This is a genomic window from Alphaproteobacteria bacterium (assembly GCA_030740435.1).
Taxonomy (GTDB): Bacteria; Pseudomonadota; Alphaproteobacteria; order UBA2966; family UBA2966.
The window spans coordinates 1-13,837 of sequence record JASLXG010000048.1 but is presented as its reverse complement, the minus strand read 5'-3'; the positions used below and the strand labels follow the sequence as shown (position 1 = coordinate 13,837).

The following is a 13,837-nucleotide window of genomic DNA, read 5'->3' as shown; positions in this document are numbered from 1 at the left end:
TTGCCATTGGCAAAAGCCAGCCTTTTGTGTGTCATAGGGCGCAAGATCACAGGGAGGAGTGGTGATGGCGATCGAGTGTATCCTGCCCAAGGCCCGTATCGACGCCATGGCGGCGGCCGGACATTGGCTGGACAAGCTGGTCATCGACTATCTCGACGCCGCCGTGGCGGCGCGTCCCGACCATCCTGCTTACATCGGCCTCAACAGCACTTTGGGCCAGACCACGCGGCACAGCTATGCCGAGTTCGACACCATGGTGACGCGCATCGCGCTGGGCTTGGTGGGCCATGGCATCGAGCCGGGCGACGTGGTCTCGATCCAATTGCCCAACTGGTGGCAGTTTCCGGCGCTGCACATGGCGTGTATGCGCATCGGCGCCGTCACCAATCCCTTGATGCCGATCTTCCGCCAGCGCGAGCTCGGTTTCATGCTGGGGCTGAACGAATCCCGGGCCATCTTCGTGCCGCAAAGCTTCCGGGCCTTCGATTACCCGGAAATGATCGCCGACGTGCGTCCCGAGCTGCCCAAACTCGAGCACGTTTTTGCCGTCTGCGGCGAGGGCGAGAATTCTTTCGAGGCACAGTTCATCGAGCGCCGCTGGGAGGACGAATTGGACGCCCAGGCGATCTTCGCCGAGCGCCGACCGAGCCCCAACGAGGTCATCGAGGTGCTCTACACCTCGGGTACCACGGGCGAGCCCAAGGGCGTGCTGCATACCGCCAACACGCTGCACGGCGGCGTCGAACTCTATGTCAAGCGCCTCGGCCTGGGCTCCGACGACGTTGTCCTCATGGCCTCGCCGGTGGCGCATCAGACCGGGTTCCTCTACGGCCTGGTGATGCCCATCATGATGCAGGCCACGGGCGTTCTACAGGACGTCTGGGACCCCCACCGGGCGGCCCGGCTGATCGCCGCCGAGGGCGTCACCTTCACCATGGCTTCGACACCCTTCCTGGCCGATCTCACGGAAGTCGCGGCAGCGGGCGATCACGAACTGGAATCGCTGCACACTTTTCTATGCGCAGGCGCTCCCATCCCGCCGGCCTTGGTGCAAAGGGCGCGCGAGAAGCTTGGCGTCACCATCGTTTCCTGCTGGGGCATGTCCGAGAACGGCGCCTTCACCACCACCCGGCCCGAGGATCGGCCGGAGAAAGCGGCCGAAACCGACGGCCTGCCGCTCGACGGTCTCGAGGTGCGGGTGGTCGACGATCAGGACCGGCCTCTGCCAAACTACCGGGAGGGACGCCTGCAGGCCCGCGGCCACGCCTCCTTCGTAGGCTACCTCAAGCGGCCCGAACTCCACGGCACCGACGCCGAGGGCTGGTTCGAGACCGGCGATCTGGCCCACATTGACGACGAGGGCTACATCCGCATCACGGGGCGCTCGAAAGACGTCATCATCCGCGGCGGCGAAAACGTGCCGGTGGTCGAGGTCGAGGAACTGATCTACCGCCATCCGGCGGTGCAGGACGTGGCCGTGGTGGGCATGCCGGATGAGCGTCTGGGCGAGCGGGGCTGCGCCTTCGTGCAGCTCAGGGACGGCCAGAGCCTCGACTTCGAGGCCATGGTGGCCTTCCTCAACGAGGGCAAGATCGCCCGCAACTACCTGCCCGAAAGGCTCGAGATAGTCGCCGAATTTCCCCGCACGCCGTCGGGCAAGATCCAGAAATTCAAGCTGCGCGAGATGGCCAAGGAATTGACCCCGGAGAGCGGCGCTTGAGCGCCACTGATCGCGGCTATGCCTGGGCGGTGGCGGGCGGTTCGCTGCTGCTCATGGTGCTGGCCAGCGGCGGCATGTACGGCATCGTCGTGGCCCTCAAGCCGGTGGCGCTGGACCTGGCCGTGCCGCGCTGGGTGCCTTCGGCTGGCTATGCCCTGTTGATGCTGGGCATTGGCCTCGGCGGCATCGTCTTCGGCCGCTGGTCGGACCGGGCCGACATGTTCGGACCGGCGCTGGTGGGAAGCTTGGGCCTCGGGCTGGGGGCGTTGGCGGTGTGGGCCAGCAGCGGGCCGCTGACCTTCGTTCTGGCCCAGGCCTTGCTGCTCGGCTTTTTCGGCAACGGCGCCCTGTTCGCGCCGCTGGTGGCCAATATCACGCACTGGTTCGAACGCCGCCGCGGCCTGGCCGTGGCCATGGTGATCAGCGGCCAGAGCCTCGGCGGCGCCTTGTGGCCGCCTGTTTTTCGTTACTCCATCGACGAGACGGGCTGGCGTGAGACCTATCTTTGGTATGGCCTGGTAGTGGTTGCCATGCTGCCGCTTTGCCTGCTGCTGCGCCGCCGGCGGCCGATGCAAGCGGCGGCGACCGAGGCGGCCGGGGCGGGCAGCGAGCGACCGCTGGAGTTCCCGCTCAACCTGCTCTTCGGTCTCTTGTGCCTGGCCATCGTGGCCTGTTGCGTGCCCATGGCGCTGCCCATGGTGCACATCGTCGCCCATGCCAGCGATCTCGGCCACCCGACTGCCCGGGCGGCCGAGATGTTGGCCGTGCTGCTGGCCTTCGGCACCGCCAGCCGGCTGGCCTTCGGGCTGCTGGCCGATCGCATCGGCGCCTTTAAGGCGATGCTCGTGGCTTCGGGTTTTCAGGCCCTGGTGCTGTCTTTTTATCTCTTCGTCGACGGCCTGGCCGGGCTTTACCTCTTGTCGGTCCTGTTTGGCCTCAGCTTTGGCGGCATCGTGCCGCTTTACACCCTGATCATCCGCGACCATTTTGCCGCCGCCGAAAGCGGCTGGCGGATCGGCGTGATCATGCTGTTCGGGACCGTGGGCGCCGGTCTGGGCGGTTGGCTGGGCGGCTTCGTCTTCGACGTTTGGGCCTCCTACCAGTGGGCCTTCGCGCTGGGCGTGGTCTTCAACATCGGCCATCTGGTCATCATCGGCATGCTGCTGGGCCGCGAGCGCCGCCAGGGCCGGGGCGGCATAGTGGCCCAGGCCGCTTGAGACCGGCCATGAGCCCGCGCATTTGGGAAAAATCGGCCCCATCGGCCGTCGATCGGGGCTACGCCTGGACCGTGGCCCTGCTCTCGATGTTGCTGATGAGCTTTGCCGTCGGTAGCACTTACGGCGTGGTGGTGGGCCTGAAGACCATCGCCGCCGAGTTCGCGGTGCCGCGCTGGGTGCCCTCGGCGGGCTTTTCGCTGGTCATGCTGGGCATGGGCATCGGCGGCATCGCCATGGGCCGCTGGTCGGATCGCGTCGGCATGCTCAAGCCGGCGCTGCTGGGCTCGTTCGGCGTCGGTCTGGGCGCCCTGGCGGCGGGTTTCAGCGAGGGGCCCGTGAGTCTGCTGCTGGTGCATGCGGTGCTGCTCGGGCTGCTGGGCAACGGCGTCATGTTTTCGCCGCTGGTGGCCAACGTGACGCACTGGTTCCAGCGCTACCGGGGCGTTGCCGTGGCCATCGTCATCAGCGGCCAGTCCGTCGGCGGCGTGATCTGGCCGCCGCTCTTTCGCTACGTCATGGAAAACTACGGCTGGCGCCAGAGCTATTTCCTGCTCGGCCTCTTGGCCTTGGCCGCCATGCTGCCCATGTGCCTGATTTTCCGCCGGCCGCCGCCGCTGGCCGAGGTTGCCGCCACGGCGCCGGCCGGCGGCGAGGAGGGGCGCGTGCTGGGGTTCAAGCCCAACCTGGTGCTGGGGCTTCTGAGCCTGGCCATCATCGGCTGCTGCGTCGCCATGGCTATGCCCATGGTGCATGTCGTCGCCCACGCCAGCGATCTCGGCCACCCCACGGCCCGGGCGGCCGAGATGCTGGCCGTGCTGCTGGCCTGCGGCACCGCGAGCCGCATCGGCTTCGGGGCGCTTTGCGACCGAATCGGGTCCTTGCGCACGCTGTTCATCAGCGCCAGCCTGCAGGCCATCACGCTGACGCTCTTTACCATGGCCGAGAGCCTGGGCGCCCTCTACTTGGTGGCGGCGCTGTTTGGCCTCAGCTTCGGCGGTATCGTGCCGACCTATACGATGATCATTCGTGACCTCTACCCGGCCGGCGAGAGCGGCTGGCGGCTTGGCGTGATCTACCTTTTCGGCACCATCGGTATGGCGCTGGGCGGCTGGCTGGGCGGTCTCATCTTCGATCTCACGGCTTCGTACCAGATCGCCTTTACCGTGGGCGTCGCCTTCAACATCCTCAATCTCGCCATCGTCGGCACCCTCTTGGTGCGCTTCAACCGCCAGACTCCGGCCCTACAGCCGGCCTAAGGGTTTCGGAGTTTCGAGGGCAGGGACCTAACAGGCAGGCGGTCCGCCATCTCATGTGGTGCCAAGGCGCGCCATGACGGCGCCGGTCACCGCGGCCGTGCCGGCGGGGCTGCCGTCGACCGCCGCCTCGATCAGCTCGGCGGCTTGGTGGCAGGCCTCGAGGCCATGGCGCCGGCCCAGCCAGTCGAGCATCAGGGCGGCCGAGAGGAACATCGCCGTGGGATTGGCCAGGCCCTGGCCGGCGATGTCGGGGGCGGAGCCGTGGCAGGGCTGAAAGACCGCGTGCCGGTCGCCGATGTCGGCCGAGGGGGCGAATCCCATGCCGCCGATCAGGCCGGCGCCCAGGTCGGAGAGGATGTCGCCGAACATGTTCTCGGTCACCAGCACGTCGAAGTTCCAGGGCTGGCGCACCAGATCGAGCGCCGTGGCATCGATGTAGGCGTGGTCGGCCGTGATCCCGGGATGCTCCGCCGCGCTCTGGTCGAAGATGGCGCGAAAGAAGGCGAGTGCCGTAATGACGTTGGATTTGTCGACACAGGTCACCCGGCCGGGCCGGCCCCGGGCTCGGCGCCGGTGGGCCAGCGCAAAACTGAAATCGAAAAGCTTCTCGGATGTCGCCCGCGTGATCTCCATGACGCCGCGGGCGACGTCGTCCTCGACCGTGCCCAAACGGCGCGAGGCGAATAGGCCCTCGGTGGATTCGCGCACGATGACCAGGTCAATGTCGCGGCCCCGCGGATCGGCCAGCACCGTCGGGCCGCCGGGCAGCGCGCGGATCGGCCGCACCCCGGCATAAAGCCCGAAAGTCTCGCGCAGCGTGAGCTGCGGTCCGATCTCGGTGCCGTCGGGGTAGCGCACGCCGGGATCACCGGCGGCGCCGAACAGCATGGCGTCGGCGGCCTCGGCCCCCGCCAGAGCCTCGTCGCTCAGCGCCGTGCCGCTTTCCAGGTAAGCCCCGGCACCGACGGCGTGGTGCTCGAAGTGAAAGGCAAAACCGCCAACCCGGGCGGCCACGGCGTCGAGCAGCGCCAGCGTCGGCGCCATGACCTCGGGACCGATGCCGTCGCCGGGCATCACGGCGATGCGAAAAGCGTTCTGGGACATGGTGAGGTTCCGGTCAGCCGTCGCCGATGCGTTCGCGCTTGACCTTGATGCCGGCGACCTCGCGGTCCCAGGTCGCTGCCGTCACGCCGTCGTCGCGCAACAGGTGTTTCTGGATCTTCTGGGTCGGCGTCTTGGGCAAGTCGTCGACGATCCTGATGTAGCGCGGCAGCATGAAGTGGGCCAGGCGCGGCTCGAGAAAGTGAAAAAGCGCCTCGGGCTCGACCTCGCGCCCCGGCACCGGGGCCACCACCACCATGACCTCGTCCTCGCTGAACTCGCTGGGCACCGGGATGGCGGCTGCTTCGCCCACGTCGGGGTGCAGCGTAACCTCGGACTCGACCTCGAAGGACGAGATGTTCTCGCCGCGTCGCCGAATGGCGTCCTTGATGCGGTCGACGAAGAAGAAATTGCCCTCGTCGTCGTAGCGAAAGGCGTCGCCGGTATGGAACCAGCCGTTGCGCCAGGCCTGGGCCGTGGCCTCGGGGTCCTTGTAATAGCCGTGATTGAGCGCCCAGGGCCGATCGCTGCGCACCATCAGCTCGCCCACCACGCCCGGCGCCACCTCGCAGTCGTTTTCGTCGACCACCCGCACCTCCATGCCGGGCCGGGGCTTGCCGGCGGTGCCGATCTGGGGCGGATTGGGCTCCGAGACGATGGGCGCCGAGATCTCCGTCATGTTGAAGGCGGTGCGCATCTCGATGCCGTAGCGCTGGCCCAACCGCAGCGAATCCTCGTTCCAGGGAATCGTTACCCCCACCCTCATGGGGTGCTCCTGATCGCGGTTGCTGGGCGGCAGCTTGAGCAGGAAGGGCGTCATGGCGCCGACGAAGCAGGTCGAGGTGACATCGTGCCGGCGCACCTGGGGCCAGAACATGTCGGTCTCGAAGCCCTCGACCACCAAGCACGAGCCGCCCCGCGCCAACATGCCATGGACGAACATGGTGCCGCCGACGTGGAAGAGCGGCAGGTTGACCAGGAAACGGTCGTCGGCCCCGAGATAATCGGCGGATTCGACGGCCATTGACCAGGTCTGCAAATAAGACGACAGCACCGCCTTCGAGGGCCCCGTAGTGCCCGAGGTGAAGATGATGTACTGGGTCTCCCAGGGTTCCACCGGCGGTTCGGCCTCGGTCTCCTCGCTTGGCGAGAGCACCGCTATGTCGTGGAAGCGAAGGCCGGCGATGTCTGGGGCCGGCCCGCCGCTGACCACGACGTCGCTGAGCTGGCCCTGCCCGACCTCGGCCAGGCGGGGCAGCAGTTGGCTGTGGGCCACCAGCAGGCGGGCATCCGATAGCGCCACCACGTGCTCCAGCAGACTGCCGCGATAGCTGGTGTTGATCGGCACGTAGACCGCGCCCAGGAAATTCAGGCCGAACCAGGTTGTGATGGCCTGCTTGCCGTTGGGCTGCCAGGACAGCACGTGATCGCCCCGGCCGACACCCAGCGCCTGCAGGCCGGCGGCGGCCCGGCGCGCCCGGCTCCGGGTCTCGGCAAAGCTCCAGGCCTCGCCGTCGGCGAAAACCAGAAACACCTTCTCCGGCGTCTCATGGGCCCAGCGCTCGAGCATGGCCGGTATGACAGAGGCCTGGCGTTCGGGAATGCGGGGGTCATGGACCACGGCGTTTTCAGATTTCCTCGGCTGCCACCGCCAGGCCGTATTCCAGGGCCCCGTCCTCGAGCCAGGCCCAGAGGTATTCGGCGAAACTGCGCGGCACTGTGATTTCGTACTGTCCGGCCTCGGCATCCAGACAGTGCAGCAGTACGCCGACCTGGCCCAGCAGCGTCTGGGCGCAAGCCCCGCTGGGGAAGGCGCGGGGGTGGACGTCCAGGCCGCAGCCCTTCATCAACACCTGGCGGGCTCGTGGCCCCGAGAGGTCGATGATGGTGCGGCTTTCGCTGATGTCGGTGGCGGCGGCGGCCAGGCCCGAGAGCGCCGAGGTCAGCGCCGCGGCCACGGCCGAGCCACCGTCCTCGGCCGTCATCACCAGCCACTCGTCGGGGCCGAGCCAGAACAGGCGTGGGCTCGAGCCGGCCGTGGTGTTGGGCTCGCCAGGCGGGGTCTCACCCAGCACCTCGGCCACGGCCCGGCAAAAATCCTTGTCGCCGGCATCTCCGCGCAAATTGACGAGCCCACGGAAAGGCCGTTCCGCCATCACCACGCCGGCCCCCGCCGAATCTGTGGCCCGGGCCGGCAGGTGGAGGTGCGCCAGCGGGCTCTGCCTGAGATAGCCTTCAACCACGCAACCGGCTCCCCTGGGGATCGATGAAGACGGTGTCCGTGACCTCGGCCCGGGCGATGTGGCCGGCCAGCGGCAGGTGCAGCGTCTGGCCCAGCCGGTCGCGCCCCGAGGCCACCAGGGCCAGGGCGAACGAGCGGCCCAGGTTGGCGCTGTAATAGCTCGAGGTGACGTGGCCGATCATGGGCATGGGCGGCCGCTCGTGCAGCTCGGCGACGATCTGGGCGCCCTCGGGCAGCACCTCTTCGGGGTTCTCAGGCCACAATCCGACCAGTTGCTTGCGGTCGGGGCGCGTGGTGTCGGCGCGGTGCAAGCTGCGCCGGCCGATGAAGTCGGGCTTTTTCAGCGCCACCATGGCGCCCAGGCCGAGATCATCGGGCGTCACCGTGCCGTCGCTATCCTGGCCCACGATGACATAGCCCTTTTCAGCCCGCAGCACGTGCATGGCTTCGGTGCCAAAGGGTGTGATGCCGTACTTCTCGCCGGCCGTCATCAGGGCCGTCCAAAGCCCCATGCCGTGGCTCGCCGGCACGTTGATCTCGAAGCAGAGCTCGCCGGTGAAACTGATGCGGAAGATGCGCGCCGGGATGCCCGCCACCGTGGCGCTTTGCACCGCCATGAAGGGAAAGGATTCTGGATCCAGGTCGAGCTCGGGCGCCAGCTCAGCCAGCAGGCGGCGTGCCAGCGGCCCGGAAACTGCGGCCACGGCCCAGTGCTCTGTGACCGAGGTGAGGTAGACCTCGAGCTCGGGCCATTCCGTTTGCAGCCATTCCTCGAGCCAGCCCAGCACCCGGGCCGCGTTCCCCGTCGTCGTCGACATCAGGTAGTGATCCTCGCCCAGGCAGGCCGTGACGCCGTCGTCCATGACCATGCCGTCATCGCCCAGCATCAGGCCGTAACGGCAGCGTCCCGGCGCCAGGCTTTGCCAGGAATTGCAGTAGACCCGGTCGAGGAATTCGGCCGCATGGCGGCCTTTGATATCGATCTTGCCCAGCGTCGTGGCATCGAGGATGGCCACGCCCTGGCGCGCCGCCAGGCATTCGCGGTTGACGGCGGCGCGCATGTCCTCGCCGGCCCGGGGGTAGTACCAGGGCCGTTTCCACTGGCCCACGTCCTCGAAGCGGGCAGCGGCGCCCTCGTGCCAGTGGTGCAGCGGCGTGCGCCGGATGATGTCGGCGAAGGGGCCGACCCGCCGCCCGGCCAGGGCGCCCAGGCTGACGGGCGTGTAGGGCGGCCGAAAGGTCGTGGTGCCGATCTCCGCGATCCCGGCCCCCAGCTCGTCGGCCAGGATGGCCAGCGCGTTGACGCCGGCCGTCTTGCCCTGGTCGGTGGCCATGCCGGCCGTGGTGTAGCGCTTCATGTGCTCGACCGAGCGATAGCCCTCGCGGGCGGCCAGGCGGATGTCATCGGCGGTGACGTCATACTGTATGTCGACGAAGGCTTTCGCCTTTGCTTCGGTTGGCGTTGGCACTTGCCAAAGCGGTAGCAGCGGCTGGTCCGCTGTGTCCTCGGCTTGCGGCGCCTTGGGTGCCCGGCCGCGACGCAGGAAGCCGGCCTCGGCGGCCGCATCGGTGCCGGCATTGCGGCCCTCGGCCAAGCAGCCTTTCAGTCCGAAAGTGCCGTTGGCGGCGCCCGCGGCACGCGAGGACTGGGGCGTGGCGGCGGGTACGAAGCAGGCGTCCTCGGGGCGCCAGGCGAGTTTGCCGCCGGCGTGGCAATGCAGGTGCACGGCCGGGCTCCAGCCGCCCGAGATGGCCAGCAGGTCGCAATCGAGGTGTCTGGCTTCGTCCCCCAGGCCGCCGTCCGCCCCGAGACGCCGAACCTCGACGCCCTTCAGCCGGCGCCGGCCGCGAGTCGCCACCACGACCCGGCCCTCGAGAATCTCGATGCCCATTTTGCCGGCCCGTTGGGGCAGCTCGCCGGTGGGCTCCGGCCGGGCGTCGACCAGGCTCACCGCGATGCCAGCATGGGCCAGGTCGAGGGCGGCGGCATAAGCGCTGTCGTTGTTGCTGAAGACCACGGCGCGCCGGCCCGGCTTGACGGCGTAGCGATTGAGATAGCCCTGCGCCGCCGAGGCCAGCATGACGCCGGGCCGGTCATTGCCGGCAAAGACCAGCGGCCGTTCGATGGCGCCGGTGGCCAGCACCACCTGTCGCGCCCGCAGGCGCCACAGGCGCTGGCGGCTGGCGCCAGGTGGGGTTTCGCCAGCGCGCTCCTCGATCAGCGTGAGGTAGTTATGGTCGCCATAGGCCGCCGCCGTGGTGCGCGAAAGCAGGGTCACCTCGTCGCGCTTTTCCAGATCCTCGAGTGCCTTGGCCACCCAGTCCAGGGCCGGGGCGCCGTCGATGGTTTGCCTGCTGCCCAGCAGGTTGCCGCCGAACTCGGTCTGCTCGTCGGCCAGCACGACCCGGGCCCCCAGGCGCCCGGCCGCCAGGGCCGCAGCCAGGCCGGCCGGGCCGCCGCCCACCACCAGCACGTCGCAATGCGCGTGCATGTGATCGTAGCGTTCGGGATCCGGTTCCTCGGGCACCCTGCCGAGACCGGTACGGCTGCGGATAATGCGCTCATAAAGGGGCCACAGCGCCGCCGGCCACATGAAGGTCTTGTAATAGAAGCCGGGCGGCATGAAGCGCGAAAAGGGCTCGATAATGGCGCCCAGATCGAAGCCCGGCCCGGGCCAGCAGTTGACGCTACGGGCGTTGAGGTCCTGATAGAGCGGGATTTGGCTGGCCAGCAGGTTGGGTGTCGAGCGATCGCCGGTCTCCAGTTGCACCACCACGTTGGGCTCCTCGGCGCCCAGGCCCATGAGACCGCGCGGGCGGTGGTACTTGAAACTCCGTGCCAGCGGCCCACGGCCGGCCGCCAGCAGCGCCGAGGCCAGGCTGTCGCCGGCAAAGCCCTGGTAGCCCTGGCCGTTGAAGCGAAAGCGCAGCGGCCGCTGCCGGTCGATGCGGCCGCCCTCGTCGAGGCGCCCCGCCATCAGCCTTCCTCCGGCGGCTGCTCGCCCATGCGGTAAGCGGCGATGAGGCGGTTGTCGGCGCTGTCGCGGGTGATGTTGAACCAGCGCCGGCAGCCCTGGCTGTGCACCCAGCGCTCATGAAAGCGGCCCTTGGTGTTTTGCCGCATGAAGAGGTAATCGGCCCACTCGGCATCGCTCAGCGCCGCCGGGTCTTGGGGCCTGGTGATGTGGGCCTCGCCGCCGTAGGAGAATTCCTCCTCGTCGCGGGGGCCGCACCAGGGGCAGGGGATACTCAGCATGGCATTAGTGCGCCACGGCCGCGGCGCCGTGTTCGTCGATCAGGGCACCCGAGGTGAAGCGTTCCAGCGAGAAGGGCGCATTCAGCGCGTGCGGCCGGTCCTGGGCGATGGTGTGGGCGAAGACCCAGCCTGCGCCGGGTGTCGCCTTGAAGCCGCCGGTGCCCCAGCCGCCATTCAGGTAAAGGCCTTCCAGCGGCAGCTTGGCGACGATGGGGCTGGCGTCGGGGCAGGTGTCGACGGTGCCGGCCCAGTGGCGCAGCAGGCGCACCCGGCTGAACACCGGAAACAGCTCCAGCGCCGCCGCGATGGTCTCCGACAGCACCGCCAGGCCGCCGCGCTGGCTGTAGCCGATGTGGTGATCGATGCCGGCGCCCATGACCAGCTCACCGCGGTCCGACTGGCTGACGTAGACGTGCACCTGGTTGGACATGACGACGCAGTCGAGCAGAGGCTTGAGGGGCTCAGAGACCATGGCCTGCAGGGGATGGCTCTCGATGGGCAGGCAGAGGCCCGCCATGGCGGCGAGTTCGCTGGAATGCCCGGCCACGCAGATGCCGATTTTCTTGGCCTCGATGGTACCGCGGCTGGTCTCGACGCCCGTCACCCGGCCGGCTTGGCGCTTGATGCCGGTGACCTCGCAGTTCTGGATGATGTCGACGCCCAGGCCATCGGCGGCCCGGGCCAGGCCCCAGGCAATGGCATCGTGCCTGGCTGTGCCGCCGCGGCGCTGCAGCGAGGCCCCGAGCACGGGATAGCGCGCCTGGGGCGAGACGTTCAAGAGCGGCACCATGGCCTTGACCTCGGCGGTATCGAGGATTTCCGAATCGATGCCATTGAGGCGGATGGCGGCCACGCGCCGCGAGAGCTCGCGCATGTCGCCCAGCGTGTGGGCCAGGTTGAGCACGCCGCGCTGGCTCAGCATGATGTTGAAGTTGAGATCCCGGCTCAGCCCCTCGTAAAGCTTGAGCGATTTTTCGTAAAGGTTGGCGCTTTCGTCCCACAGGTAATTCGAGCGGATGATGGTGGTGTTGCGCCCCGTATTGCCGCCGCCCAGCCAGCTCTTTTCCAGCACGGCGACGTTGGAGATGCCGTGCTCCTTGGCCAGGTAGTAGGCCGTGGCCAGGCCGTGGCCGCCGCCGCCGATGATGATGACGTCGTAGGCCGGCTGGGGCTCGGGGCTGCGCCAGGCCTGAGGCCAGTCGGGCCGGTGGGAAAGCGCGTTGCGCACCAGGCCGAAGATGGAATAGCGGCTCATGACGAATTCTCGCGCAAAGCGGCGAAGCCTGTCACGCGGTCATTTGGCACCGCTCTTGGTTCTGGTCACCTGGGCACCTTTCCTCAGCTCGGCCACCCGCTCGGCGACCAGGCCGCGGCTCAGTTCGGCCTTCAGCTCAGGTGCGCTTTCCGCAAAGCTCGGCGCCGGCTTTTGGCGCCGGTCCTCGACCAGGATGATGTGCCAGCCGAAGCGCGTCTGCACCGGTGTCTGGGAATAGTTCCCGGGTTCCATGGCAAAGGCGGCTTCGGCGAAGGGCGGCACCATCTGGCTTTTGCCGAAGTAGCCGAGATCGCCACCCTTGGGCCCCGAGGGACCGGTGGAATGCCGCCGTGCCATCTCGGCGAAGCCGGCACCGCCGTTGAGTTTTTTGATGATGTCGCGGGCCTCTTCTTGCTCTTTTACCAGAATATGGCGGGCGTGGACCTCGAGCTTGGGCGCTTGCTTGGCCACCATGGCATCGTAGGCCTGGTGCAGGCTGGTCTCGCTGATCTCACCCTCGACGGCGATCTTGAGGTACTCCTGCCACAGTACCTCGTCGGACTGGAAGACGATGCGGGCCTTGACCTCGGGCTTTTCGTGCAGCCCCACCCGCCGTGCCGCCTGGGTCACCAGGCGGCGGTCGATCATGCGCTCCACCAGTTGATCGAAAAGGCGCTCGAGCGGCAGATTGCGAAAACGCGGCGGCAACGCCTGGTGCATCATGGCAACCTCCCAGCGGTATAGGGGCGCGCCGTTGACCGTGGCCACGACGTCGCCAGCCGCGGGCCCGGCCAGAGCGGTAGTGGTGGTGGCCGAGAGGCCAAGCAGCAGCGGCAGCAAAAGACGTCTCATAACCTGACCTCGGGCTGACTGGGATCGGCCCCCTGCCTACCCCAGGGGCAGAGCGGCGACAATTGATTTCTGTTCCGCAGCCGTGAGCGATGTATTTTTTTGCGCTTGGTCTTTTCGTGCAACGGCGGCGACTGCCGCCCGCCGGCCGTCCGGATCGGGTAGGAGGGGGCCTTGCGGCACCCCTCCTCCCACACCACCGTACGTACGGATCCGTATACGGCGGTTCATGAAGTGCGCTGCGGGTGGTGGAGTTGCTCGATGAAAGATGGCACACCGAGACCCCGGAAGAAGGATGTCGGGTAGGTTTGGTGCATGTAGGAGGATCCGGCGTTCCACCAGGGCCCCCTGCCGTTCAAGGCGGCTGTCCACGCCCGTTCCCTGTCGAGGCCTCGTTGCATCAGTTTCCGGGCTCGGGTGCGGGGCCGTTTCCACTGGCGCCAGAGGATGAGCCGCAGCCTGCGCCGCAGCCATCCATCGAGGATCTCGAAGACACCCTTCACTTGCGCCAGCCGGTAGTACGTCGTCCAGCCGCGCAGCATCGGGGTGATTTCCTCGATGACCTGGGCCAGGGAGCGCCCCCGTCCCCGGCGGAACACTTCCCGTAGCGTGCCCTTGAACCGCACCACCGAGGCTGCCGCCACTTTCAGTCGCGGCTTGTGATGGTGGCTCACGGAGTAGCCCAGAAAGGTCCGTTTCCACGGTCGGTCAACGGCGCTTTTGGCTTCGTTGACCTTGAGCTTCAGCCGCCTGTCCAGAAACTGGGTCAGTGATGCCAGCACCCTCTCCCCCGCCCGCCGTGACCGCACATAGACGTTGCAGTCGTCGGCGTAGCGGCAGAAGGCATGGCCCCGCCGTTCCAGTTCCTTGTCCAGGTCGTCGAGCAGGATGTTCGACAGCAGCGGCGACAGCGGCCCGCCTTGTGGCGTTCCCTGCTGCCG

At 67.8% G+C, this 13,837-nt stretch carries 11 protein-coding genes; 3 read left to right on the top strand and 8 right to left on the bottom strand.

Annotation, left to right across the window (positions count from 1 at the left end; translation table 11 throughout):
- The first annotated feature begins 64 nt into the window (after positions 1 to 64).
- From QGG75_05625 to QGG75_05615, 3 genes are read left to right on the top strand one after another with little or no spacing between them, the layout of a single operon-like run.
- Positions 65 to 1,720 (top strand): AMP-binding protein, encoded by a 1,656-nt coding sequence (locus tag QGG75_05625; protein ID MDP6066722.1) that lies wholly within the window; start codon positions 65 to 67, stop codon positions 1,718 to 1,720.
- Positions 1,717 to 2,937, top strand: coding sequence for an MFS transporter (locus QGG75_05620; GenBank protein MDP6066721.1), 1,221 nt, complete (start codon positions 1,717 to 1,719; stop codon positions 2,935 to 2,937). The genes QGG75_05625 and QGG75_05620 overlap by 4 nt, the downstream gene beginning before the upstream one ends.
- 8 nt (positions 2,938 to 2,945) lie before the next feature.
- Complete coding sequence (locus QGG75_05615; protein MDP6066720.1) at positions 2,946 to 4,193, top strand: MFS transporter; 1,248 nt, start codon at positions 2,946 to 2,948, stop codon at positions 4,191 to 4,193.
- Between the two features lie 51 nt (positions 4,194 to 4,244).
- On the opposite strand, the gene QGG75_05610 is transcribed toward QGG75_05615, so the two are convergent.
- From QGG75_05610 to QGG75_05575, 8 genes are all read right to left on the bottom strand, one after another.
- Positions 4,245 to 5,297, bottom strand: coding sequence for an isocitrate/isopropylmalate family dehydrogenase (locus QGG75_05610; protein MDP6066719.1), 1,053 nt, complete (start codon positions 5,295 to 5,297; stop codon positions 4,245 to 4,247).
- A gap of 13 nt (positions 5,298 to 5,310) precedes the next feature.
- On the bottom strand, positions 5,311 to 6,864 hold the full coding sequence (locus QGG75_05605; GenBank protein MDP6066718.1) for an AMP-binding protein: 1,554 nt from the start codon (positions 6,862 to 6,864) through the stop codon (positions 5,311 to 5,313).
- Between the two features lie 58 nt (positions 6,865 to 6,922).
- Entirely contained in the window at positions 6,923 to 7,537 is a 615-nt protein-coding gene (locus QGG75_05600) for a sarcosine oxidase subunit gamma family protein (protein MDP6066717.1), read from the bottom strand.
- On the bottom strand, positions 7,530 to 10,514 hold the full coding sequence (locus QGG75_05595; GenBank protein MDP6066716.1) for a sarcosine oxidase subunit alpha family protein: 2,985 nt from the start codon (positions 10,512 to 10,514) through the stop codon (positions 7,530 to 7,532). The genes QGG75_05600 and QGG75_05595 overlap by 8 nt, the downstream gene beginning before the upstream one ends.
- Positions 10,514 to 10,792 carry a sarcosine oxidase subunit delta gene (locus tag QGG75_05590; GenBank protein MDP6066715.1) on the bottom strand — a complete coding sequence of 93 codons (279 nt, stop codon included), beginning with the start codon at positions 10,790 to 10,792 and terminating at the stop codon, positions 10,514 to 10,516. Before QGG75_05590 ends, QGG75_05595 begins: the two co-directional genes overlap by 1 nt.
- A 4-nt stretch (positions 10,793 to 10,796) precedes the next feature.
- On the bottom strand, positions 10,797 to 12,047 hold the full coding sequence (locus QGG75_05585) for a sarcosine oxidase subunit beta family protein (GenBank protein ID MDP6066714.1): 1,251 nt from the start codon (positions 12,045 to 12,047) through the stop codon (positions 10,797 to 10,799).
- A 39-nt stretch (positions 12,048 to 12,086) separates the two neighbouring features.
- A complete protein-coding gene (locus tag QGG75_05580) occupies positions 12,087 to 12,899 on the bottom strand; it encodes a peptidylprolyl isomerase (protein ID MDP6066713.1) in 813 nt (270 codons plus the stop codon).
- 224 nt (positions 12,900 to 13,123) lie between these two features.
- Positions 13,124 to 13,837 (bottom strand): group II intron maturase-specific domain-containing protein (locus QGG75_05575; GenBank protein ID MDP6066712.1); only part of this gene is annotated, 714 nt, incomplete at its 5' end.

Coding starts and splice junctions, on each gene's coding strand:
- QGG75_05590 (MDP6066715.1), bottom strand. CDS start 10,792: ATGCTGAGTATCCCCTGCCCCTGGTGCGGCCCCCGCGACGAGGAGGAA.
- QGG75_05595 (MDP6066716.1), bottom strand. CDS start 10,514: ATGGCGGGGCGCCTCGACGAGGGCGGCCGCATCGACCGGCAGCGGCCG.
- QGG75_05615 (MDP6066720.1), top strand. CDS start 2,946: ATGAGCCCGCGCATTTGGGAAAAATCGGCCCCATCGGCCGTCGATCGG.
- QGG75_05580 (MDP6066713.1), bottom strand. CDS start 12,899: ATGAGACGTCTTTTGCTGCCGCTGCTGCTTGGCCTCTCGGCCACCACC.
- QGG75_05605 (MDP6066718.1), bottom strand. CDS start 6,864: ATGCTCGAGCGCTGGGCCCATGAGACGCCGGAGAAGGTGTTTCTGGTT.
- QGG75_05610 (MDP6066719.1), bottom strand. CDS start 5,297: ATGTCCCAGAACGCTTTTCGCATCGCCGTGATGCCCGGCGACGGCATC.
- QGG75_05585 (MDP6066714.1), bottom strand. CDS start 12,047: ATGAGCCGCTATTCCATCTTCGGCCTGGTGCGCAACGCGCTTTCCCAC.
- QGG75_05625 (MDP6066722.1), top strand. CDS start 65: ATGGCGATCGAGTGTATCCTGCCCAAGGCCCGTATCGACGCCATGGCG.